Here is a 24,423-nt window from a genome sequence, read left to right as displayed (position 1 = left end):
GTCGTGACCCGGTCCGCCGCCGCGGTGCCCACCCGGGGTTGGCACGCCCCTGGCCTGCGGACCGTCCGCCTACCCTAGCCGCCGCCCGGCCGCGGGCTTGACACGCCGAGGGCAGGCCGAGGGCAGGCCGAGGGCACGCCGAACGGGCCGGGAGGGTCCGCCGCAGGGCGCGTGCACCCGTCCGGACGCCCCGTCAACGCCCCCGCACGCCGCGTTCCGCGCTGCTCCGCCCGGCCCAGCGACACCCCGGAGGGGCACCGGAGTGCAACCCGCGCTTCCCCCGGGCATACCGGGTATGACAGAACCCACACCCGGAGTTCACATCGGGTCCGTTACACAGGAGTGGTGGCGCCGTACAAAGGCGTAAGGCGACACTGGGGTGGATCACGCACCCGTTGCGTGATCGAACCGCTCGTCCCGGCGCGAGCCACGCGCCGCAGGCGTCCAAGGAGGCATCCGTGCCGCATGTCCTGGTCCTCAACGCGTCCTACGAGCCACTCGGCGTCGTATCGATGCGCCGCGCACTCATCCTCGTCCTCAACCACAAGGCGGTCAGCCTGGAGGACTCGGGGGTCACTCTGCACAGCGCCACCAGCGCCCTTCCGGCGCCGTCCGTCGTCCGTCTGACCCGCTTCGTCCGGGTCCCCTTCTGCGGGCCGGTCCCGCTCACCCGCCGGGCGCTGTTCGCCCGCGACCACGGTCGTTGTGTCTACTGCGGGGCCGCCGCCACCAGCGTCGACCACGTCATCCCGCGCAGCCGGGGAGGCCAGCACCGCTGGGACAACGTGGTGGCGGCCTGCCGCCGCTGCAACCACACCAAGGCCGACCGCCACCTCACCGAACTCGGCTGGCGGATGAAACGACCACCCGCGCCGCCCAGCGGCCTGGCCTGGCGGATCATCGGCACCGGGATCAAGGATCCGCGCTGGCGGCCCTACCTGGAGCCGTACGGCGGGAACGACCAGCTGCGCGCCCCGCAGTGGGACGAGTACGAACACCACGACCATACCGACCCGGCCCACCCGGTCCCACTCGGCCGGGCCCACGCCGGCCACCCCACCCCGCACCGGGGAGCACGGCGGCCCGCCGTTTGCCCCCGTGCGGGGCGAACGGCGGGCGACGACGGACGCTAGGGCTTCTGCCGCGAACCGGTCGGACTGCCGCTCGGGGTGCCGGCACCGCCACCCGGGCCGGTGGTGGTGGTCGGTGCGGGGGCCGGCCCGGTCGGGGAGGCCGAGGGCGTCGGCACGGCCGGCGGCGTGGTCGCCGTCCCGCCCCCCGGGCCCCCGGTCTGGCCGCCGCCCGACTGCTGGCCACCGCCCGGCTGCCCGGTCGGCGGCGTCACCGGCGGGGTGACCGGAGGCGTCACCGGCGGCGCCACCTGGCCGTCCACCGGGGCGACGGCGTACAGCTCGACGCCCCAGAGCGAGTAGCCGTACTTGGTCGCCCTGGCCACGCCCTGGATGCGCAGGAACTTCGCGCCCGGCGCGTCGAAACGCACCGTCTCGTTGCCGCCCCTGCCGTCCCCGACGGTCGCGACCGTGGTCCAGGACCGCCCGTCCGCCGAGGACTGGATCTTGTACGCGGCGGCGTACGCGGCCTGCCAGTGCAGCACCGCCGAACCCAGGTGGGTCGCCTTCGGCAGCTCCAGCTGCACCCAGGCGTCGTCCGCCGCCGGCGAGGACCAGCGGCTCTTCGGGTCCTGGTCGGCCACCGCCGAGGCCGGGAAGTTCGCGGTCTCGTCGCCCGAGGAGGTGGCCTGCGCGGTGATCGCCAGGTCGGGACCGCCGGTCGGCGGCACCACGTGCACCTGGAGCACCTGGCGGACCGTGGTCTGGCCGGCCACGAACACCACCGGCACCTGGTACGTCCCGGACGGCGTCTCCGGCCCGGCGGTCACCAGCAGCGGCACGCCGACCTTGCCGCCGCGCGGCACGCTCACCCCGGTCACCGGCGCCACGGTCAGCCCCTTGGCGACCACCGGCACCTCGGTGCGCAGCTCCCCGGTGACCCCCTCCGGCCGGCCGGCCTCGACGGTGACCCGGGCCTGCACCGGGACGGCGTCCCCGGTCACCGCGTCCACCGAGGCGTCGGCCAGGCTCAGCCGGGCCGCCGGGGCGTCCGCGTACCAGGGGATCACCTGGTTGACCACGGGCGGCTCCCCGCCCGGCTTCCAGGCCAGCCGGAACGCGTCGGCGGGCAGACCGCCGGCCGCGAGCTCGTTCCAGCCCGGCTGCACGGTGCCGATCTCGGTCCAGGTGCCGTCCGGGTGCCGCACCGCGACGGCGGCCGAGGCCCGCACACCCGGGTCGGTGAGCACGGTCAGCCGGTCCAGCGGCCGGGCGGCGCCCAGCTCGACCGTCAGCGGCTCGTCCTGCGCGGTCGGCGCGGTGGCCGCCCGGTAGGCGGTGTCCGGGTTGCCGTCCAGCACCGCGGACGCCGAGGAGCCGGGCAGCGCGGCCGGGCCGCCGGAGACGCTGGACGGCAGCTCGTCGGGCGCGGTCACCGAGAACTCGCGCACCGCGACCGCGGTCTTCTGCGCGGCGGTGGCCCGCAGCCGCACCGCCCGGACCACCGTCCCGGCCGGCACCTGCGCCGAGACGGACTTCTGGTTCTTCACCGAGGCCAGCTTCTTCCAGCCGCCCTCCCCGGTGGAGTACTCCAGCACGCCGTCCCGGATGTAGTCGTCCAGCGCGCTCTGCCCGTCCGGGCCGCTGCCCCAGGAGCCCATCAGCACGGTGACACTGCCGACCGGGCGCCCGCCGCCGAGGTCCAGGCCGACCGAGTCGCCCTGCTGCGGCGGCGCCGAGCTCCAGTAGAAGGTGTCGGCGACGCCGTCGGCCATCAGCGCCGGCAGGTGGTCGTGCGCGGTGCCCAGGGTCGTGGTCGCGGTGATGCCGCCGCCCTGCACCCCGGCCCAGGTGTCGGCCGCCTGCAGCGCCCGCTCCAGGAACGGGCCGAGCACGCCCGCGCCGACCGTCGCCGGGCTCTGGCCGAGCTGCTCGCGCAGCTTGGTCAGCTCCACCCGGGCCTTCCAGGCGGCCCCGCCGTCGCCGCCGCGCTGGGCCAGCAGCATGTCCAGGGCGGACTGCCCGGCCAGCCCGAAGTCGCGCAGCGGCGCCAGCCAGGGCGCGGCCTCGGCGGCCAGCGGGGCGGTGGCCTGGGCGGCGGCCAGGGTCTGCTGGGCGCCGGCCATCGCGGTGAACGCCTCCCGCAGCGGGGCGGCCGACTCGATCAGCCGCGCCAGGTCCGGCGCCGCCCCCGAGGTCGGCTCGGCGGACGCCCAGAACCGGTCCATCAGCGGCAGCAGATAGCCGGACTCCTGCTTGGCCAGCGGCGAGGACACGCTGTTCCCGGCCAGCGCGGTCACCGCGGCCAGGGTCTCCCCGGTCGGCGTGGCCGTCGCGCCGGTCGGCCCGGCCAGCGAGCGCAGCGCCGCCCGCCAGGAGTCCTCCGGCTTGTAGGCGGACGGGTTCCAGGCGAAGTCGCCGGCCGTGGAGAGCGCGATCCGTGAGGCCACCGGCTGCCGCATCGCACCGGTCAGCATGACGGCCGACCGGGTCGCCACCTCACTGTCCCGGCCGGTGTAGGCGCCCAGGAAGAGCCGGTCCGGGGTGGCGTCGTTGACCGGGTAGTTGTCCATGGTGACCAGCGGGTGCCCGTACAGGCCGCCGGTGTCCGCGACCTGGGTGCCGGTGATCCGCTCCGGGATCACCCCGACGCCGCTCCAGGCCACCTGCACCGCGGGGGGCAGCGCGGCGGCCAGCGCCGTCCGGTACGGGCTGGAGCCCTGCTGGTGGTACTCGGTGGGGACGACCGACAGCGGCGCCAGGGCCGGGTTCCGCGCGATCAGCCGGTCCTGCACCTTGGCCGCCAGCTCCGCCTGCGCCCTCGCCGCCGCGGCCGGGCCGGTGCCGTACTTGGACCGGTCGTCGGAGCAGTGCCACTCCTCGTAGGACACGTCCAGGAACTGCAGCTGGAACGCCGAGAAGCCGAGCCGGCGCAGCCCGTCCAGCTTGGCGACCAGCGCGTCCGCGTCCTTCCCGGAACTGAAGCAGAAGGACTGCCCCGGGTCGATCGCGTAACCGAGGGTGACATGGTCGCGCGCGGCGCGGGCGCCCAGCGCGCGCAGGTCGTTCTCCCGCTCCTGCGGGTAGGCGTCCCGCCAGCGGGCCAGCCGGTACGGGTCGTCGCCCGGCGCGTAGAGGTAGAAGTTCTGCTTCGACCGGCCGAGGAAGTCCAGCTGGTCGAGCCGCTGCTGCTGCGTCCACGGGGTGCCGTAGAACGCCTCGGCGGTCCCGCGCACCGGCGCGCCGGACGGCCAGTCGCGCAGCACGATCCCGGGCAGCCCGAGGCCGGCCGCGCCGGGCAGCTGGCCCTGGTCCGCCGGGACGGCCGCCAGCAGCTGGCGCAGCGACTGCGCGGCGTAGAAGGTGCCGGCCGCGTCGGCCCCGGCCAGCACCACCGCGCCGTAGCTGCCGCCGCCGGCCACCGGCAGCTGACCGGCCACCAGCACATGGCCGCCGGACGGCAGCCCGGCGGTGGTGGGCGCGGCGGTGTCCTTGCCGCCGGCCGCGACGGTGAGCTCGCGCAGGATCCGGTCGGTGTCGCCGCCCGCGCCCTCGGCGGGTCCGCCGACGTACACCACCAGCGAGCCGGCCACCGGCGGGTTCGGCGCCGGCAGCGCGGTCACGGCGGTCGCGCCGGCGACGCCGAGGACCTCCCGCACCGCAGCCACCGCGCCGGGGTCCGCGTTCGGCGCGGTGACCAGGGTGACGGCGCCCGGCACGGTGACCGGCTTCCCGGTCACCCGCTGCTCCTGCGGGCGCGGGAACACCTGGGGGTCGCCCAGACTGCCGAGCGGGGTCTGCGAAGTGCCGCTCGCGGTGCTCACCACGTCCGGACCGGGCGTGTACCCGGGCGCCACGGCGTACGCGGCCGGCCCGCTCACCAGCAGACCGCCGACCACGGCGGCCGCCGACAGGGTGGCCGCCACCTGGAGGGTCCGCCGGCTCGGCGCCCCCGGGCGGGCGGCCAGGGCGCGCTCGGCCCGGACCGAAGGCAGCAGCGGCGAGGTGCCCTTGAGATCGGCGATCAGTCGATCGGCCGTCCTGGGGGCCAGTTGACGGCACGTCCGCGCGGTGGCCCGGCGGGCCGCGAGCGCCGTCGGGTGCTGGAGCACCTCGCGCAGCGCGGGGCTCTGCTCCAGCTGCTGACGGAACCGCCGGCCGGCCACCTCGGACACTCGGGCTTGCACAGGAGCCTCCTAGCCAGGCCGGAACCACATCGCGGCACAGCCCACCAGCTCTGTTTGACGGTGTCAACGTCGTCGACGGGTATGCCGACTTTGTCCGGTTTACCCGCGACTGCAACCCTTCGCGCACCCCCCTTTCTTGGGCTCGGCTCGCCTCCGGGGCGCTTACCCCTTCTTCGGGCTCGGCTCGCCTCCGGGGCGCTCTGGTCCGGTGCCGACGGTCGGCGCTCCCTCGCTCCTTCGTCGCTCCCTCGCGCTCTCCCTTTCGGCACCGGCGCGCCCCTTCGGCTCGCTCGCGGTCCGTGCCTGGCGGGGGTCAAAGAACCCACCCGCGCGTGGTGCCGCTGGACTCCATCCGTGCGTGGCGCCGGTGGACTTGCCCGCTCGTGGTGCCCCTGCGTCCGTGTACTCGTGGTGCCCCGGTCGGCTCCCGGTTCCGATCCCCCTCGTGTCGCGCCGGGTCACCGGGTCGTCACCCGGGTAGGACTGTGCCTGTCCTGACTGGGCGTTGCCGAGACATCGCAGGAGCCGCGAGTGGCCGCTTATCTCGACCGTGACGGAGCCGACGCACTGGAGGTGCCGGCCCAGGACGCGCCCCCGCCGCCGCCCGAGCTGGTGGCGCTGGCGCAGGCCCACGGGGTGGACGCCGGCCACGGCCCCGGCGGGGTGCCGGCCGGTGCCCGCACCCTGGTCGCCGTCCTCGCCGCGCTCGGCGTGGCCGCCGCCACCCCCGACGCCGCCCGCGAGGCCCTCGCCCGCCACCGGGCGGAGCAGCGCGCCCGCCTGCTGCCCCCGACGGTGGTCGCCCGGGCCGGCCGCCGCACCGCGCTCGACCTCCCCGCCGACACCCGGCTCACCGTCGTCCTGGAGCAGGGCGAGCGGTGGCGGCTGCCGAACGGCCACGCCCACTGGCTGCCCGCCGACCTCCCGCCCGGCCGGCACACCCTGCACGCCGAGGCCGCGGACCGCACCGCCACCGCGCACCTGATCGTCGCCCCCGACCGCCTCCCCGCCCTGCCCGGCCGGGGCTGGGGCTTCCTCGCCCAGCTGTACTCCGTCCTCTCCGACCGCTCCTGGGGCATGGGCGACCTCGCCGACCTCGCCGACCTCGCCACCTGGGCGGGCTCCCTCGGCGCGGGCTTCGTCCAGATCAACCCGCTGCACGCGGCCCTGCCCTCGACGCCCTCCGACCCGTCCCCCTACCGCCCCTCCTCCCGGCGCTTCGCCGACCCGGTCCACCTGCGGATCGAGGAGGTGCCGGAGTACGCCTACCTGGCCGGCGAGGAGCGGGCCGAGGTCGACGAGCTGCTCGCCCGCGCCGCCCGGCTGCGCGCCGAGGTGCTGGTCCACGACGGCCTGATCGACCGCGACGAGGTCTGGGCCCTCAAGCGCAGCGCCCTGGAGCTCCTGCACGCCGCGTACCGCCGGTACGCGGACGGGCACGGCGCCGTCCGCACGGCCGCGTTCGACGCCTACCGGGCCCGCGAGGGCGAGTGGCTGGAGCGGTACGCGGTCTGGAACGCCCTGGCCGAGCGTCACAGCGCCGACCACCATCACTGGCCGAAGGGCCTGCGCCACCCGGACTCCCCGCACGTCCGCCACGAGGCCGCCGAACTGGCCGACCGGGTCGCCTTCCACCGGTGGCTCGCCTGGCAGGTCGACCGCCAGCTCGGCCGCGCCCAGCAGGCGGCCCGCACCGCCGGCATGCCGGTCGGCCTGGTGCACGACCTCGCGGTCGGCGTCCACCCGGACGGCGCCGACGCCTGGGCGCTCCAGGACGTCCTGGCTGCCGGGATCTCGGTCGGCGCGCCGCCGGACGCCTTCAACGCGCACGGCCAGGACTGGGGCCTGCCGCCCTGGCGCCCGGACGCGCTGGCCGCCGCCGGCTACGCGCCCTTCGCCGAGCTGATCCGCTCCGCCGCCCGGCACGCCGGCGCCCTGCGGATCGACCATGTGATGGGCCTGTTCCGGCTCTGGTGGGTGCCGGCCGGGCACGCCCCGACCGAGGGCGTCTACGTCCGCTACGACGCGGAGGCGATGCTCGCGGTGCTCGCCCTGGAGGCCCACCGGGCCGGCGCCGCCGTGGTCGGCGAGGACCTCGGCACCGTCGAGCCGGGGGTGCGCGAGGAGCTGGCGGAGCGCGGCGTGCTGGGCACCTCGGTGCTCTGGTTCGAGCGGGACTGGCAGAGCGGGGGCGCGATCCTGCCCCCGGGGCGCTGGCGCCCGGGCAGCCTGGCCACCCTGACCACGCACGACCTGCCGTCCACCGCGGCCCGGCTCTCCGGCGAGCACGTCGAGCTGCGCCACCGGCTCGGCCTGCTCCCCCGCGCGCTCGGCGAGGAGCAGGCGGAGGCGGCCGCCGAGCTGGCCGACTGGCGGGCCGAGCTGCTCCGGCTGGGCCTGCTGTCGGGGGACGAACCGCTGTCGGCGACGGCGCTCTACCGGTTCCTGGCCGACACCCCGGCCGAGCTGGTCGGCGTCTGGCTGCCGGACGTGGTCGGCGACCCGCGCCCGCAGAACCTGCCCGGCACCTGGGACCAGTACCCGAACTGGCGGCTGCCGGTCGCGGACGGCTCCGGGCGCCCGGTCACCCTGGACGGCCTGGCGGCCGCCCCGGCCGTGCGGACCCTCGCCGACCTGCTGCGCTCCGTGGGCGCCCGACCGGCCGCCGGGCCCGGACCGGCTCCCGAAAGGCCGACCCCGCCGAGCGGCTCGGCGTAAGTCACGGGTAAGTTGGCACCGTGGACAAGAGGAACGCTTTGCGAGCCGGCGCGGTCACCGCAACGGTCACGCTGATGATGCTGCTGTCGTCGCCCGCCATGGCCCTCACCCGGGACGACGGCGACGACCCGGGTAGCGGCCTGAGCGTCGCCCAGACCCTCGGCCTGTACGTGCTGCTCCCGATCGCGGCCTTCGTGATCATCGGCGGCCTGGCCGCGATGCCGTACGGCAACAAGGACAAGAAGAAGTAGCCGAGGGCCCTCCACCACGGAGCCCAGCACAGACCCCGAGGGGGCGCCGGACGATGTCCGGCGCCCCCTCGGGCGTTCCCGTTCCGCGAGAGGCGCGACCCGGTGCGGGGCGCGTCCCTCCTCCGCGCGGGAGGGGGACGCACCCCGCCGGTGTCAGCGCTCCCCGGCCGCCCGGTCGACGGCCTGCGCCTTGAGCGCCCGCTCCACGCCGGCCCGCGCCTCGACGATCTGACGGCGCAGCGCCGGCGCCGGCTCCGCGGCGGTCAGCCAGGCGTCGGTGGCGTCCAGGGTGCCCTGCTCGACCAGCAGCGCCGGGTACAGGCCGGTGATGATCTGCTGCGAGATCTCGTGGCTGCGGCTCTCCCAGACGTCCTTCACCGCGGCGAAGTACTTCTCCGAGTACGGCGCCAGCAGCTCGCGCTGGTCGGCCTGCTGGAAGCCGCCGATCACCGCCGCCTGCACGTAGTTGGTGAGCTCGTCCGAGTCCACCACGGAGGCCCAGGCCGCCGCCTTGGCCTCGGCCGTCGGGCGGGACGCCCGGCAGCTGGCCGCGTGCTCCTGGCCGGCCGCGGTGTTGTCGCGGGCGAGCTCGGCCCCGATCGCGGCCTCGTCGGCCCGGCCGGTCGCGGCGAGGCGGCCCAGCAGGACCCAGCGCAGCTCGGTGTCCACGGCCAGGCCGGGGATCACGGTGCCGCCGTCCAGCAGCCCGGCCAGCAGGTCGAGCTGACCGTCGGTCCGGGCGACGGAGCCGAGCACCCGGGCCCAGGCCAGCTGGTGGTCGCTGCCCGGCTCGGCGTCGCGCAGCGCCTGCTCGGCGGCCTCGGCCCAGCGGGCCAGGCCCTGCTCGCGCCAGTCCGGGTCGGCGTAGACGTCGAGCGCGAGCTTGACCTGGCGCTGCACCGACTGGACGACACCGATGTCGCTCTCCCGGGGCAGGCCGGAGAGGGCGAGGGTCAGGTAGTCGCGGGCGGCCAGCTCGCCGTCGCGGGTCATGTCCCAGGCGGAGGCCCAGCACAGCGCGCGCGGCAGCGCCTCGGTGAAGCCGCCGAGGTTCTCGGTGACGACGGCCAGCGAGTCCTCGTCGAGGCGGACCTTGGCGTAGGTGAGGTCGTCGTCGTTGAGCAGGATCACCGCGGGGCGGTGGCGGCCGACCAGCTCCGGCACCTCGGTGCGCGGGCCGTTGACGTCCAGCTCGATCCGGTCGGTGCGCACCAGCGCGCCGTCGTTGAGCTCGTACAGGCCGACGGCGATCCGGTGCGGGCGCAGCACGGCCTCGCCCTTGGCGCCGGCGGGGAGCGCCGGGGCGGTCTGCAGCACGGCGAAGGACTCGATCTCGCCGTCCGTGTTGAGGGTCACCGCGGGGCGCAGCACATTGATGCCGGCGGTCTCCAGCCAGGCGGCGGACCAGGACTTGAGGTCGCGGCCGCTGGCCTTCTCCAGTGCGCCGAGCAGGTCGCCGAGCCGGGTGTTGCCCCAGGCGTGCTGCTTGAAGTAGGCGCGCACGCCCTCGAAGAAGGCGTCCTGGCCGACGTAGGCCACCAGCTGCTTGAGCACCGAGGCGCCCTTGGCGTAGGTGATGCCGTCGAAGTTGACCTGGACGTCCTCCAGGTCGTTGATCTCGGCCATGATCGGGTGGGTGGACGGCAGCTGGTCCTGCCGGTACGCCCAGGTCTTCATCTGGTTGGCGAAGGTGGTCCAGGAGTTGGGCCACCGGGAGCCGGGCGCCTCGGCCTGGCAGACCGCCTCGGCGTAGGTGGCGAACGACTCGTTCAGCCAGAGGTCGTTCCACCACTCCATGGTGACGAGGTCGCCGAACCACATGTGGGCGAGCTCGTGCAGGATCGTCGCGGCGCGGGCCTCGTACGCGGCGTCGGTCACCTTGGACCGGAACACGTACTGGTCGCGCAGGGTGACGGCGCCCGCGTTCTCCATCGCGCCGGCGTTGAACTCCGGCACGAACAGCTGGTCGTACTTGGCGAACGGGTAGGGGAAGTCGAACTTCTCCTGGAAGTAGTCGAAGCCCTGCTTGGTGACCTCGAAGATCGCCTCGGGGTCGAGGAACTCGCGCAGCGAGGGCCGGCAGTAGATGCCCAGCGGCACCTTCTGCTCGCCGTTCTCGTAGCTGTCGAAGACCCCGACGTAGGGGCCGGCGACGAGCGCGGTGATGTACGAGGAGATCCGGCCGGTCGGCGCGAACCGCCAGACCCGGGTGTCGCCCTCGCCCTCGGGCTGGGGGGTGGGCGAGTTGGAGACCACGACCCAGTGGGCGGGCGCGGTCACGGTGAAGGCGAACGCGGCCTTGAGGTCGGGCTGCTCGAAGGAGGCGAAGACCCGGCGGGCGTCCGGCACCTCGAACTGGGTGTACAGGTAGGTCTCGCCGTCGACCGGGTCGACGAACAGGTGCAGGCCCTCACCGGTGTTGGTGTAGGCGCAGTCGGCGACCACCCGCAGCTCGTTCTCGGCGGCGAGGTCCGGCAGCGCGATCCGGCTGTCGGCGAAGGCGCTGTTGTCGAGCCGCACGCCGTTGAGGACGATCTCCTCGACGCTCGGGGCGACCAGGTCGATGAAGGTGGCCGCGCCCGGGGTGGTGGCGGTGAACCGGACCACGGTCGTGGACCGGAACGTGCCCCCCTCTCGGGCCGAGCTCAGGTCGAGCTCGATCTCGTACGCGTCCACGTGCAGGAGGTCGGCCCGGGTGCGGGCCTCGTCACGGGTCAGGTTGGTGCCGGGCACTCGCAGGACTCCTTTGTCGGGCTGATGCCTGGCATCCTGCCATGTCCGCCCGCGGGTGCCGGAGGAATACTCCCCGGGTACGCCGCGGGCGGGGTGGTACGGGCCGGTCGGGCCCGCACCACCCCGCCCGGGGGTGCCGCTACTTCTTGACGAACTTGAACACCGGAGCGTCGATGCTGCTGCGGGAGAACCCGTACAGCGCGCCGTCCGAGTTCAGCACGAACTCGTTGCTGCTCAGGCTGATGCTGAAGGAGGAGGAGTCCTTGCCGAGCGCGATGGTGCCGAGCTCGCTGACGGCGCCGTCGGCGGGGGCGAGCGAGGCCAGCTTGGCGTCGGTGCCGTAGCCCATGTCCATGATGACCCGGACCTTGCCGTCCTTGTCGGTGCCGGAGACCAGCCGCAGGCCGTCCTTGGCCTTGCCGTCGGTCGACCAGAGCCGCTTGCCGGTGTTCAGGTCGTAGGCGTTCACCGCGGGCTTGGTCGGGTTGGTCTGCACGTACAGGGTGCTGCCGCTGACCACGCTCTGGGTGATGGCGTCGCCCAGGCCGCTGAGCCGCAGGCTGTCGTAGCCGGGCTCCTTGACGGGCATCTGGGTGCCGGCCTTGTTGGTCTTGTCGAACGGCAGCACGTAGTCGCCGTTCGGGCCGCTGGACATCGAGACCACGAGCGGCTGCTCGGAGAGCACCTTGTCGACCCGCTCGATGGTGCCGGCCAGGGTGATCGGCGCGGGCGAGGTGACCTTGCCGCTGTCCGTCTCGACGATCACCAGCTGCGACTTGACGGTGGTGTTGAGGCCGTAGCAGCGGTCGGTGACCACGATCTGGGCGCCGGCGACGGTGCCGTAGACGCTGCAGTCCTTCTCGCGCGGCTGGAACGACCAGGCCGCGGAGCCGTCGGCGATGTTGACCGCGGCGGCCGTGTTGGCGCCGATGCCGACCACCTTGTCGGTGACGGTCAGGGTGGGGGAGGACATCCGGCTCTGCCCGACCTTGACGGTCCAGCTCAGCTTGCCGGTGGTGAGGTCGACCGCGGCGATGGTGGAGCAGTCGCTGTCACCGGTGTTCAGCGCGATCGCGGCGACGTGCTTGGAGTTGGCGCTGTACGAGGCGGAGCAGAACTCCTTGGCGCCGGAGGGCACCGGGATGTTCCAGGCCTCCTTGCCGTCCGAGGTGTTGACGGCGCGGATGCCGGTGGTGTCGGCGCGCACCGCGACCTTCTCGGCGCCCCAGATGGCGAGCATCCGGGTCGAGCCGCTGACCGAGCTGGCCGGCTTGTCGGCCGCCCAGGCCGGGTTGTAGGCGCCGGCCTTGCCGCCGCCACCGCCGCCCGTGCCGCCGGTGGCGCCGCCGGTGGCCGGCGCGGTGACCGTGCCGCCGGTGGCGGTGGCGTCCCCGCTGGGCCCGCCGGTGACCTGGCCGGTGGTGCCGCCGGAGGCGGTCGGCTGGTCGTCCTTCTTCTTGTTGTCGTCGGTGAACAGCACGATCAGCGCGGCGACGATGGCGATCGCCAGCACACCGCCGATGATGCCGCCCCAGACCATCACCGGGTTGCGCTTCGGCGGGGCGACGGGCGCCGGGGCGCCCGGGTAGCCGTAGCCGCCCGCCTGCTGCGGGTAGCCGTAGCCGGCCGCGCCGCCGTCGGCGGGCGGGGCGGTGTACCCGTACTGCTGGCCCGCGGCCGGGGCGCCGAACTGCGGCTGGCCGGGGGAGGGGTCGTACGGGCCCACCGGCGGGGCCTGCGGCGGGGCGCCCGCCGGGCCCTGGGAGGGGAAGGCGGGGGCGGTGGGCGCGTAGGCGTAGGCCCCGGCGGCCCCCGGCGCCCCGGCCGGCGGTGCGGGCGGCGCGGCCGGGGCCGGCGGTGCGGCCTGGCCGGGGACCGCGGCCCCGTCGAGCTGTGTCTGCTGGTCGGCCACGGCCGCCGGGTCGACGCCGCCCGCCGGGCGTCCGAGCGAGACGCCCCGGTTGTCCGGACCGCCGCCGGAAGCTTCGCCAGCCCCCGGTGTAGGGTTGTCCCCTGCCATCTGATGCCCCGTCATGTCTGGAATCGTCCCGGGAGCGGCGCGCATCCGCGGCCGCCGGGACGGGTGAGATTGGGCACCATCGTACGGGGGGCCGGTTTTCGCACCTGCGCCGGAACCCGGGCTCACGGCCGCCCCCGCGCCGACCTGCGGCGCTGTCAGCTCCCGGCCCGCCCCGCCGACCTGGGCCGGGACCGCTCCGCGGGCCCGTTCGCGCCCCCTTGGCGGCTTCTTCTCCCTCACCGGCCCTTCGCCCACTCTCCCCCGTGCCTTCACCTGGGGACAGGCCTCAGGGCCTGTCTCCTGGATCCTTGCCGGGGTCGCGGCGGTGGGGCACGCACCTCGCCGCGTTGTCGTCGGTCGCCAATGGCCCCCAGCCTTCGGCCGGGAGGTGCCCCCACCGCAGTGGCTCCCTCCTCCGCCTTGCGATGCACGCACCCCACCGCCGCGACCTTGCCCGACAAAATCCAGGAGACAGGCCCTAGGCTTCAGGAGTTGAAAGGGGACACCCGGCGGAGGGGTCCCCGGCCCCCTTGGGAGGGTGGATCATGTCGACGGACACTCCGGGCTCGCAGTCCTCGCTGCACCGGGCCAACCTGGAACGAGTCCTCCGCGCGGTGCGGATGGCCGGCTCGCTGACCCAGGCCGAGATCGCCCGCGGGACCGGACTCTCGGCGGCCACGGTGTCCAACATCGTCCGAGAACTGAAGGAGAGCGGCACCGTCGTGGTGGCCGACACCTCCTCCGGCGGACGGCGCGCCCGCAGCGTCTCGCTCAGCGGTGACGCGGGCATCGTGGTGGGGATCGATTTCGGCCACACCCACCTGCGGGTCGCGGTCGGCAACCTCGCCCACCGGGTCCTCGCCGAGGAGAGCGCCCCGATGGACGTCGACGTCTCGGCCGCGCAGGGCTTCGACCGGGCCGAGGCCCTGGTCGAGCGGCTGCTCGCGGAGGCCGGCTTCCGTCCGGACAAGGTGATCGGCGTGGGCCTGGGCGTGCCCGGCCCGATCGACGTGGAGACCGGGGCGCTGGGCTCCACCGCGATCCTGCCCGGCTGGACCGGCATCGCCCCCGGCCGCGAGCTGGCCGAGCGCCTCGGCATGCCGGTGCACGTCGACAACGACGCCAACCTCGGCGCCCTCGGCGAGCTGGTCTGGGGCGCCGGCCGGGGCCTGAGCGACCTCGCCTACATCAAGGTGGCCAGCGGCGTCGGCGCGGGCCTGGTGGTCAACGGGCAGATCTACCGGGGCCCGGGCGGCACCGCGGGCGAGATCGGCCACATCACCCTGGACGAGGCCGGCCCGGTCTGCCGCTGCGGCAACCGGGGCTGCCTGGAGACCTTCGTCGGCTCCCGCTACCTGCTGAACCTGCTCACCCCGACCCTCGGCCCCGAACTCAGCCTGACCCGGGTGGTGGAGCTGGCCCACCAGGGCGACCTCGGCTGCCGCCGGGTGATCGCCGACGCGGGCCGGCAGATCGGCACCGGTGTGGCCACCCTCTGCAACCTGCTCAACCCGCGCCGGGTGATCCTCGGCGGCGACCTCGCGGACGCCGGCGAGCTGGTGCTCGCGCCGATCCGCGACTCGGTGGCCCGCTACGCGATCCCCAGCGCCGCCCGCCAGCTGTCGGTGGTCCCCGGTACCCTGGGCGGCCGGGCCGAGGTCCTGGGCGCGCTCGCCCTGGTCATGAGCGAGGCGGGGGACTCCAGCGCGCTCGCCGTCGCCCGTCCCTGAGCCGCCCCGGCCGGGTGCAACGACACGCCGGTTTTCCACGTTCACTCGAAAGGGTGACCGCCGAGGTGACTGGCGCGTACCGGCCGTCGGCACCGGACGCCCCGCCCGGCGTCCGGTGGGCGGACATTAGACTCGACCGGTCGACACCGGGCAGCGACGCCCGTCGGACCTCCGGTCCGCGAACACGAACGAGGAGGAACGGGTGGCCCTGCTGACCCGCATTCGGGGACCGCGCGATCTCGACCGGCTCACGCCCGGACAGCTGGCCGCACTGGCCCAGGAGATCCGGACCTTCCTGGTGACCGAGGTCTCCAAGACGGGCGGCCACCTGGGCCCGAACCTCGGCGTGGTGGAGCTCACCATCGCGCTGCACAAGGTGTTCGACTCCCCGCGCGACCGCATCCTCTTCGACACCGGCCACCAGAGCTACGTCCACAAGCTGCTCACCGGCCGCCAGGACTTCTCGGGGCTGCGGACGAAGGGCGGCCTGTCCGGCTACCCCTCGCGCGCCGAGTCCGAGCACGACGTGATCGAGAACTCGCACGCCTCCACCGTGCTCTCCTACGCCGACGGCCTGGCCAAGGCCAACCAGCTGCTGGGCAAGCACGACCCGGTGGTCGCCGTGATCGGCGACGGCGCGCTCACCGGCGGCATGGCCTGGGAGGCGCTCAACAACATCGCCGACGCCGAGGACCGCCCGCTGGTCATCGTCGTCAACGACAACGAGCGCTCCTACTCGCCGACCATCGGCGGCCTCGCCAACCACCTCGCGACCCTGCGCACCACCCAGGGCTACGAGCGCTTCCTGTCCTGGGGCAAGGACGCGCTGCAGCGCACCCCGGTGGTCGGCCAGCAGCTCTTCGAGACCCTGCACGGCGCCAAGAAGGGCCTGAAGGACTTCATCGCCCCGCAGGGCATGTTCGAGGACCTCGGCCTCAAGTACATCGGCCCGATCGACGGCCACGACCTCACCGCCCTGGAGTCCGCGCTCACCAAGGCGCGCGGCTTCGGCGGCCCGGTGATCGTGCACTGCCTGACCGAGAAGGGCCGCGGCTACCACGCCGCCGAGAACAACGACGAGGACCGCTTCCACGCGGTCGGCGTCATCCACCCGGAGACCGGCCTGCCGATCAAGAGCTCCGGCAAGGACTGGACCTCGGTCTTCGCCGAGGAGATGGTGGCGCTCGGCCACGAGCGCGAGGACATCGTCGGCATCACCGCCGCGATGCTCCACCCGGTGGGCCTGGCCCCGTTCGCGGAGGCCTTCCCGGACCGGATCTTCGACGTGGGCATCGCCGAGCAGCACGCCGTCACCAGCGCGGCCGGCCTGGCCACCGGCGGACTGCACCCGGTCTTCGCGGTCTACGCGACCTTCCTCAACCGCGCCTTCGACCAGGTGCTGATGGACGTCGCCCTGCACAAGCTGGGCGTCACCTTCGTGCTGGACCGCTCCGGCGTCACCGGCACCGACGGCGCCTCGCACAACGGCATGTGGGACATGTCGATCCTCCAGGTCGTCCCCGGCCTGCGGCTCGCCGCCCCGCGCGACGCCGACCAGGTCCGCGCCCAGCTGCGCGAGGCCGTCGAGGTCAAGGACGCCCCGACCGTGGTCCGCTACTCCAAGGGCTCGGTCGGCGAGGCCGTCCCCGCGGTCGGCACGGTCGGCGGCATGGACGTCCTGCGTGCCGCCGTGCCCGACTCCCTCGGCGGGGCCGAGGACGGCCGCCGGGCCGATGTGCTGATCGTCTCGGTCGGCGCGCTCGCCCCGATGTGCCTGGAGGTGGCCGACCTGCTGGCCGCCCAGGGCATCAGCTCCACCGTGGTGGACCCGCGCTGGGTCAAGCCGGTCGACCCGGCGCTGCCCGGCCTGGCCGCCGAGCACCGGGTGGTCGTCACGGTCGAGGACAACGGCCGGGTCGGCGGTGTCGGCGCGGCGATCGCCCAGGCGCTGCGGGACGCGGACGTGGACCTGCCGCTGCGTGACTTCGGCATCCCGCAGCAGTTCCTGGACCACGCCTCGCGCCCGGAGATCCTCGCCGAGATCGGCCTCACCGCCCCGGACATCGCCCGCCAGGTGACCGCCCTGGTCTCCCGGCTGGACGTCGCCACCGTCGAGGCCTGACCGCTTCGCCGCGCGGAGTACCGCCGTCCGGGGGAGAGCCCCGGGCGGCGGCACTCCGCCCCGGCTCTGCGACAGCTCTGCAACAGTGAGGCCGATAATCGCACCAAAGGCGGGACCGGCGCTGCCCGTGCCGATTCCGCCCGGTAGGTTGTCATCCGTGCCGACCCCCACCCGAACCCGCTCGACCGCGCTCACCGAGCGCCTGCCCTTGGGGGTACCCCCGGCCGACGGCTGGGAGCGGGTGAGGACGGGTTACTGGTCGCGGCTGGTGCCGCTGCTGGCCCTGGTCGCCCTGCTCACCCACCTGCCGTCCTTCGTCCGCCCGGTCTGGAGCCCCGACGAGGGCTTCCTGGCCACCCAGGCCCGGATGCTCGCCGACGGCGGCGTGCTCTACGACACCGTGGTGGACCGCAAGCCCCCGCTGCTGCCCTGGCTCTACCAGGCCTGCTTCACGGTCTTCGGCTCCGCCTCGCTCTGGCCGCTGCGCACCCTCGCGGTGGCCGCCCACCTGGTCACCGCGATCCTGCTGGCCTCGATCGCCCGCGGCCGCTGGGGCAACCGGGCCGGCGCCGGCGCCGGACTGCTCTACCTGCTGGTCTCGATCGGGCTCTCCCCGGAGGACACCCAGGCGGCGACCTTCGAGGTCTTCATGCTGCCCGCCATGGTGGCCGCCTTCCGCTACGCCGAACGCCGCCGCTGGCTGGCCGCGGGCATCGCGGTGGCGCTCTGCTCGCTGACCAAGCAGACCGGCGGCGCGGTGCTGCTGCCGGTGCTCTGGATGCTCTTCCAGGACGCCCGGCAGCGCGGCGTCCGCTGGATCCCCGCCCTGTTCAAGATCGGCTTCGGCTTCACCCTGCCGATAGCGCTGGTCTCGGTGATCCTGACCAAACCCAAGGGCTTCCTGTTCTGGGTGGTCACCGGCAGCGGCGACTACGCCACCTCCGGCGGCGCCTGGCTGCAGATGGTCGGGCGGGCGCTCGGCAACTCGGCGATCCTGGTCGGCGCCGGGCTCGGCTTCCTGCTGCCGGTCGGCCGGAGACTGTGGCTGAAGTACCGGCACCGACCGCTGCCGGTCGCCGGCGAGGAGCACGGCTCCACCACCGACCTGTGGATGTGGCTGCTCTCCTCGGTGGTCGCGGTCAGCGTCGGCTTCCACTTCTTCGGCCACTACTACCTCCAGCTGATGCCCCCGCTGGTGCTGCTGGGCACCGGGGCGGTCGCCACCTCGGCGGTCCGCTGGAAGCCGGTGCTGGTGTACACCACGGCCGCCGCCACCGTCTTCTGGGGCCTGGCGCTGGCCTGGCCGGGGGAGCGGCTGGACCGCACCACCGAGGTCGCCACCGCCGTCGCCGCGCAGACCACGCCCAAGGACACCGTGCTGGTCTGGGGCATGCACCCGGAGCTGTACTGGCTCGCCGACCGCAAGCCCGCCACCCGGTACCTCACGGCCGGCTTCCTGACCAACTACAGCGGCGGCAAGGACGGCAGCCCCAACGTCGGCGAGCAGTTCTCGATGGCCAACGCCTGGCAGACCTTCGACCAGGAGATCGCCAAGGGCCTGCCCGAGGTGGTCGTCGACGACTCCGGCCTCGCGCCGTACCAGCCGGGCATGATCCCGAAGATCGAGAACCTGCTGGACACCCACTACGAGATGGTCGGCGTCTTCGCCGACACCGTCGTCTACCGCCTCAAGCGCTGACGACGGGCCCGGCACCCGCCGGAAGGCCCGCGACGGCCCCGTACGGGCCGCGGGAGAACGACAGAGGGCCCCGGTGACCGATCAGGTCACCGGGGCCCTCTGTCGTCATCCTCAGGCGGGCACGGAGGCCAGGCCCGGGGCGAGGAAGCGCTTGCCGTTCACACGCTCCGAGATGCCCTCACGGTCCAGGTACGGGGTGATCCCGCCCAGGTGGAAGGGCCAGCCGGCGCCGGTGATCATGCAGAGGTCGATGTCCTGCGCCTCGGCGACGACACCCTCCTCCAGCATCAGACCGATCTCCTGGGCGACGGCCTCCAGGGCGCGGCCCAGCACCTGCTCCTCGGTCAGCACGGTGTCGCCGAAGGTGAGCAGCTCCAGCACCTCGGGGTCGAGGACCTGCTGGCCGTCCACCCAGGTGTAGAAGCCGCGCTTGCCGGCCTTGACCACCCGGCCGAGGTTCTCGGAGACGGTGAACCGCTCCGGGAACGCGCCGTGCAGGGTCTCCGAGACGTGCAGCGCGATGGCCGGGCCGACCAGCTCCAGCAGCACGATCGGGGACATCGGCAGGCCGAGCGGCTCGACGCCCTTCTCGACGGTGGCGATCGGGGTGCCCTCGTCGATGATGCCCTGGATCTCGCCCATGAAGCGGGTCAGGATCCGGTTCACCACGAACGCCGGGGCGTCCTTGCAGAGCACCGCGGTCTTCTTCAGCTTCTTCGAGACGCCGAAGGCGGTGGCCAGCGAGACGTCGTCGGTCTTCTCGCCGCGGACGATCTCCAGCAGCGGGAGGATCGCGACCGGGTTGAAGAAGTGGAAGCCGACGACCCGCTCGGGGTGCTTCAGCTTCGAGGCCATCTCGGTGACCGAGAGCGAGGAGGTGTTGGTCGCCAGCACGCAGGTCGGCGAGACCACGTTCTCCAGGTCCGCGAAGACGGTCTGCTTGACGCCCATCTCCTCGAACACGGCCTCGATCACGAAGTCCGCGTCACCGAAGGCGGCGGCCTTGTCGAGCGAGCCGGAGACCAGGCCCTTGAGGCGGTTGGCCTTGTCCTTGCCGATGCGGCCCTTGCCGAGCAGCTTGTCGATCTCGGCGTGGACGTAGCCGACACCCTTGTCGACGCGCTCCTGGTCGATGTCGGTGAGGACCACCGGCACCTCCAGCCGGCGCGCGAACAGCAGGGCCAGCTGCGAGGCCATCAGACCGGCGCCGACGACGCCGACCTTGGAGACCGGGCGGGCCAGCGACTTGTCCGGCGCGCCGACCGGGCGCTTGGCCCGGCGCTGCACCAGGTTGAAGGCGTAGATGCCGCTGCGCAGCTCGCCGCCCATGATGAGGTCGGCCAGGGCCGCGTCCTCGGCGTCGAAGCCGGCCTGCAGGTCCTGGTCCTTCACCTGGGCGATGATGTCCAGCGCCCGGTACGCGGCCGGGGCCGCCCCGTGCACCTTGGCGTCGGCGACCATCCGGCCCCAGGCGACGGCGTCGTCCCAGCCCTTGCCGCGGTCGATCGCCTCGCGCTCGACGGCCACGTCGCCCTTGAGGACCTTGGCCGCCCAGAGCAGCGACTGCTCCAGGAAGTCGGCCGGCTCGAAGATCGCGTCGGCGATCCCCAGCTCGAACACGTCCTTGCCCTTGAGCTGCTTGTTCTGCGCCATCGAGTTCTCGATGATCACCTTGACGGCCTTGGCCGGGCCGATCAGGTTCGGCAGGATGCTGCAGCCGCCCCAGCCGGGGACGAGGCCGAGGAAGACCTCGGGCAGCGAGAACGCCGGGACGCCCGCCGACACCGTGCGGTAGTCGCAGTGCAGGCCGACCTCGACGCCGCCGCCCATCGCCGCGCCGTTGTAGAAGGCGAAGGTCGGGACGGGCAGCGCGGCGATCCGCTTGAAGACCTCGTGGCCGCCCTTGCCGATGGCGAGCGCGTCCGCGTGCTGCTGGAGCAGCTCGACGCCCTTGAGGTCGGCGCCGACCGCGAAGATGAACGGCTTGCCGGTGATCGCGGCGCCGACGACGGTGCCCTCGGCGGCCTCGGCCTCGACCTGGTCCAGCGCCTCGCTCAGCTTGAGCAGGGAGCCCGGGCCGAAGGTGGTCGGCTTGGTGTGGTCGAAGCCGTTGTCCAGGGTGATCAGGGCCAGCCGGCCGGCCTGCAGCGGCAGGTCCAGGTGGCGGACGTGCGCGGTCGTGACGACCTCGCCGGGGAAGAGCTCGGCGCCGCGGGTCAGCAGCTCAGTCGTGGTGCTCATGCTCACTTACCACCCTCGAAGTGCGGGTTCTCCCAGACGATGGTGGCGCCCATGCCGAAGCCGATGCACATCGTGGTGAGGCCGTAGCGGACGTCCGGGCGCTGCTCGAAGCGGCGGGCCAACTGGTTCATCAGGCGCACGCCCGAGGAGGCCAGCGGGTGGCCGAACGCGATCGCGCCGCCGAACGGGTTGACGCGCTCGTCGTCGTCGGCGATGCCGTAGTGGTCCAGGAACGCCAGGACCTGCACGGCGAAGGCCTCGTTGACCTCGAACGCGCCGATGTCGTCGATGGTCAGACCGGCCTTGGCCAGCGCCTTCTCGGTGGCCGGCACCGGGCCGATGCCCATGACCTCGGGCTCGACGCCGACGAAGGCGTAGGAGACCAGGCGCATCCGGACCGGGAGGCCGAGCTCCTCGGCGACGTCCTCGGCGGCCAGCAGCGAGGCGGTGGCGCCGTCGTTCAGACCGGCCGAGTTGCCCGCGGTGATGTTGCCGTGCGGGCGGAACGGGGTCTTCAGGCCGGCCAGGCTCTCCATCGTGGTGCCCGGGCGCATCGGCTCGTCCGCGGTGGCCAGGCCCCAGCCGGTCTCGCCGACCTCGGGGTTGGTGTTGCGGATCGAGATCGGCACCAGGTCGGGCTGGATGTCGCCGTTGGCGTACGCCTTGGCGGCCTTCTCCTGCGAGCGCACGGCGTAGGCGTCGCAGCGCTCCTTGGTGATGTGCGGGAACCGGTCGTGCAGGTTCTCCGCGGTCATCCCCATGAACAGGGCGGACTCGTCGACGAGCTTCTCGGAGACGAAGCGCGGGTTCGGGTCGACGCCCTCGCCCATCGGGTGGCGGCCCATGTGCTCGACGCCACCGGCCACGACCACGTCGTAGGCGCCGAAGGCGATGCCGCCGGCGGTGGTGGTCACGGCGGTCAGCGCGCCGGCGCACATGCGGTCGATCGCGTAGCCGGGGACGGACTTCGGCAGGCCCGACAGCAGTGCTGCGGTGCGGCCGATCGTCAGACCCTGGTCACCGATCTGCGTGGTGGCCGCGATCGCGACCTCGTCGATGCGCTCGACGGGCAGGTTCGGGTTACGACGCACGAGCTCCCGGATGCACTTGACGACGAGGTCGTCGGCACGGGTCTCGTGGTAGATGCCCTTCGGGCCTGCCTTGCCGAACGGGGTGCGGACGCCATCGACGAAGACGACGTCCCTCGCGGTACGAGGCACGGGGGCTCTCCTCCCAGGGACCAACGGTTCAGGTGGGCAGGCTGCCGCGAGCCGTCGCACGAATGGACGCGGGCGGCGCCGCCCACGGCCATGCTACCCGTCGGTAACCACCATGCCCAGGCCCGGAAGCCGCAACACCGGATGTGTTGTCGCCCACTCCCTGATTCACCCGCCCGCCGCGGTCCGGGGACGACGAAGGGGATGCCGCCCGCTCCGGGCGACATCCCCTTCCTTGCTCTTCCTTGTTCCTGCCCGCTCAGCCCTGCTGCGCGGCCGTGCCGGCCTTGGCCTCGGCGCCGGCCTTCGCCGCCTCGGCGAAGGCGGTGGCCAGCGTCGGCGCGACCAGGTCCACCTGCCACTGCCGGGCCCCGAGCCGCCGCAGCGCGGCGGCCACGTTGGCGGCCGAGGCGTCGGCCGGCGGCTCCCAGGAGACCCGGCGGACCAGGTCCGGGGTGATCAGGTTCTCGGCCGGCAGGTGGTGCCGCTCGGCCAGCTCGCCGACCGCGGCGCGCGCCCCGCTCAGCCGGGCGGCCGCCACCGGGTCCTTCTCGGCCCAGGCGCGCGGCGGCGGCGGGCCGTCGTGCGGTGCGGCGGCCGGCGGCAGCTGGTTCTCCGGCACCTCCCGCCCGCGCTGGACGGCGGCCAGCCACTGCTCCAGCTGACGCCGGTGCACCCGGGGCCCGAAGCCCTGGACGCCCTGCAGTGCCGCGATGTTCAGCGGCATGGCCAGCGCGGCGTTGACGATCGCGGCGTCCGAGAGCACCCGGCCCGGCGAGACGTCCCGCTCCTGCGCCGTGCGGTCGCGGGCCAGCCACAGCTCGCGCACCACGGCCAGCTGGCGGCGCCGGCGGACCTTGTGCAGCTGCGAGGTGCGGCGCCACGGGTCGGTCCGCGGGGCCGGGCGGGGGGCGGCGACGATCGCCGCGAACTCCTCCAGGGCCCAGTCCAGCTTGCCCTGGGCGTCCAGCTCCCGTTCGAGTGCGTCGCGCAGCTCGACCAGCACCTCGACGTCCAGAGCGGCGTAGCGCAGCCACGGCTCGGGCAGCGGACGGGTGGACCAGTCCACCGCCGAGTGCTCCTTGGCCAGGCTCAGCCCGAGCACGTTCTCGGTCATCGGTCCGAGGCCGACCCGGGCGAAGCCGGCGATCCGGCCGGCCAGCTCGGTGTCGAACAGTCGCTGCGGTCTCATGCCGACCTCGGCCAGGCAGGGCAGGTCCTGGGTGGCGGCGTGCACCACCCATTCGGTGTCCGCGAGGGCCGCGCCCAGCCCGCTGAGGTCGGGGCAGGCGATCGGGTCGATCAGCGCGGACCCGGCGCCCGCGCGGCGTAGCTGGATGAGGTACGCCCGCTGGCCGTAGCGGTAGCCGGAGGCCCGCTCGGCGTCGACGGCGACCGGTCCGGATCCCGCGGCGAAGGCGGCGACGGTGTCGGCCAGCGCCCGCTCGTCCGCCACGACCGGAGGGATCCCCTCCTTCGGCTCGAGGAGCGGGACCGGGGCTGCTTCTTCTGGGATGGCTGCTACGGCGTCGGTCACCTACCAAGGGTACGACGGACCCCGCGACCGGGAGTGTTGTCGGACTGGTCAGACCGATGAAGGGGCCCGCCCGAGGCTCTCCGGACGGGCCCCGGGGGGCGTTCCCGGCCGCGGTGGCGGCCCGGGAGGAAACGTTCCTCCTGGGCCGCCGCAGCGGCGCCGGGGCTCAGTGGATGATGCCGGTGCGCAGCGCGACCGCGACCATGCCGGCCCGGTCGCCGGTGCCGAGCTTGCGGGCGATCCGGGCGAGGTGGCTCTTCACGGTGAGGGCCGAGAGGCCCATCGCCACGCCGATCGCCTTGTTCGACTGGCCCTCGGCGACCAGTCGCAGCACCTCGACCTCACGGCCGGACAGCTCGCGGTAGGCGGTCTGCTGGGCGCCCGGAGCGCCGTGGGCGCCGTGGGCACCGGGGGCGCCGCCGGGGGCCCCGGCCGCGCCGGGCATGCCCGGCATCCCGGGGCGCCGCATCCGGCCGGCCAGCCCGGCGGCGCCGAGCGGCAGGCCCGGGCGGCCCGGCATGGCGACATTGGTGCGGGTGCCGGTCACGACGTAGCCCTTGACCCCGCCCGCCAGCGCGCTGCGGACCGCGCCGATGTCGTCGGCCGCGGAGAGTGCCAGCCCGTTGGGCCAGCCGGCGGCGCGGGTCTCGGCGAGGATGGTCAGCCCCGAGCCGTCGGGGAGGTGGACGTCGGCGACGCAGATGTCGCGCGGGGTGGAGACCCGGGGGCGGGCCTCGGCGATGGAGGACACCTCGATCACGTCCCGGACGCCGAGCGCCCAGAGGTGACGGGTGACGGTGTTTCGGACGCGGGGATCGGCGATGACCACCATGGCGGTGGGCTTGGTCGGGCGGTAGGCGACCACGTTTGCGGGGTGCTCAAGAAGGACCGACACCAG

General features: G+C 74.0%; 13 protein-coding genes. 6 read left to right on the top strand and 7 right to left on the bottom strand.

All coding sequences use genetic code 11. The features are described from left to right. Nucleotides 1-458 precede the first annotated feature (458 nt). Entirely contained in the window at nucleotides 459-1,133 is a 675-nt protein-coding gene (locus IF01_RS0121010; RefSeq protein ID WP_078880149.1) for an HNH endonuclease, read from the top strand. On the opposite strand, the gene IF01_RS42100 is transcribed toward IF01_RS0121010, so the two are convergent. Further along, nucleotides 1,130-5,257: a glycoside hydrolase family 84 protein gene (locus IF01_RS42100; RefSeq protein ID WP_244215576.1), complete on the bottom strand. Its 4,128-nt coding sequence runs from the start codon at nucleotides 5,255-5,257 to the stop codon at nucleotides 1,130-1,132. The two genes, IF01_RS0121010 and IF01_RS42100, sit on opposite strands and share 4 nt — an antisense overlap. A gap of 531 nt (nucleotides 5,258-5,788) precedes the next feature. On the opposite strand from IF01_RS42100, the gene malQ reads away from it, so the two are divergent. Continuing rightward, nucleotides 5,789-7,975, top strand: a complete 2,187-nt coding sequence (gene malQ / locus IF01_RS0121000) for a 4-alpha-glucanotransferase (RefSeq protein WP_063764259.1) — start codon at nucleotides 5,789-5,791, stop codon at nucleotides 7,973-7,975. A 20-nt stretch (nucleotides 7,976-7,995) separates the two neighbouring features. Beyond that, a complete protein-coding gene (locus tag IF01_RS0120995; protein ID WP_030395011.1) occupies nucleotides 7,996-8,226 on the top strand; it encodes a hypothetical protein in 231 nt (76 codons plus the stop codon). A gap of 153 nt (nucleotides 8,227-8,379) precedes the next feature. On the opposite strand, the gene pepN is transcribed toward IF01_RS0120995, so the two are convergent. After that, nucleotides 8,380-10,959: an aminopeptidase N gene (gene pepN / locus IF01_RS0120990; protein ID WP_030395010.1), complete on the bottom strand. Its 2,580-nt coding sequence runs from the start codon at nucleotides 10,957-10,959 to the stop codon at nucleotides 8,380-8,382. 139 nt (nucleotides 10,960-11,098) lie between these two features. Continuing rightward, nucleotides 11,099-12,994: an outer membrane protein assembly factor BamB family protein gene (locus tag IF01_RS51080; RefSeq protein ID WP_157855302.1), complete on the bottom strand. Its 1,896-nt coding sequence runs from the start codon at nucleotides 12,992-12,994 to the stop codon at nucleotides 11,099-11,101. A gap of 530 nt (nucleotides 12,995-13,524) precedes the next feature. Here IF01_RS51080 and IF01_RS0120980 point away from each other — a divergent pair. The 3 genes from IF01_RS0120980 to IF01_RS0120970 all read left to right on the top strand — a co-directional run bounded on the left by IF01_RS0120980 (nucleotide 13,525) and on the right by IF01_RS0120970 (nucleotide 18,530). Further along, nucleotides 13,525-14,709: an ROK family transcriptional regulator gene (locus IF01_RS0120980; RefSeq protein WP_030395008.1), complete on the top strand. Its 1,185-nt coding sequence runs from the start codon at nucleotides 13,525-13,527 to the stop codon at nucleotides 14,707-14,709. A 202-nt stretch (nucleotides 14,710-14,911) separates the two neighbouring features. Continuing rightward, complete coding sequence (dxs, locus tag IF01_RS0120975) at nucleotides 14,912-16,831, top strand: 1-deoxy-D-xylulose-5-phosphate synthase (RefSeq protein WP_030395007.1); 1,920 nt, start codon at nucleotides 14,912-14,914, stop codon at nucleotides 16,829-16,831. A gap of 157 nt (nucleotides 16,832-16,988) precedes the next feature. After that, entirely contained in the window at nucleotides 16,989-18,530 is a 1,542-nt protein-coding gene (locus IF01_RS0120970) for an ArnT family glycosyltransferase (RefSeq protein WP_244215575.1), read from the top strand. 111 nt (nucleotides 18,531-18,641) lie between these two features. Here the strand turns inward: IF01_RS0120970 and IF01_RS0120965 are convergent, their stop codons facing one another. The 4 genes from IF01_RS0120965 to IF01_RS0120950 all read right to left on the bottom strand — a co-directional run bounded on the left by IF01_RS0120965 (nucleotide 18,642) and on the right by IF01_RS0120950 (nucleotide 24,420). Then, nucleotides 18,642-20,771 carry a 3-hydroxyacyl-CoA dehydrogenase NAD-binding domain-containing protein gene (locus IF01_RS0120965; RefSeq protein WP_030395005.1) on the bottom strand — a complete coding sequence of 710 codons (2,130 nt, stop codon included), beginning with the start codon at nucleotides 20,769-20,771 and terminating at the stop codon, nucleotides 18,642-18,644. A 2-nt stretch (nucleotides 20,772-20,773) separates the two neighbouring features. Next, nucleotides 20,774-21,991, bottom strand: a complete 1,218-nt coding sequence (locus IF01_RS0120960; RefSeq protein WP_030395004.1) for a thiolase family protein — start codon at nucleotides 21,989-21,991, stop codon at nucleotides 20,774-20,776. Nucleotides 21,992-22,247: 256 nt separating this feature from the next. After that, nucleotides 22,248-23,525: a ribonuclease D gene (locus IF01_RS0120955; RefSeq protein WP_051755787.1), complete on the bottom strand. Its 1,278-nt coding sequence runs from the start codon at nucleotides 23,523-23,525 to the stop codon at nucleotides 22,248-22,250. Between the two features lie 166 nt (nucleotides 23,526-23,691). After that, nucleotides 23,692-24,420 (bottom strand): response regulator transcription factor, encoded by a 729-nt coding sequence (locus tag IF01_RS0120950; RefSeq protein WP_030395002.1) that lies wholly within the window; start codon nucleotides 24,418-24,420, stop codon nucleotides 23,692-23,694. Nucleotides 24,421-24,423 lie beyond the last annotated feature (3 nt).

It is taken from the genome of Kitasatospora purpeofusca (assembly GCF_000718025.1).
GTDB lineage: Bacteria > Actinomycetota > Actinomycetes > Streptomycetales > Streptomycetaceae > Kitasatospora > Kitasatospora purpeofusca.
Note: the sequence above shows the minus strand (reverse complement) of the source record. Positions and strands in the feature narration are given on the sequence as shown.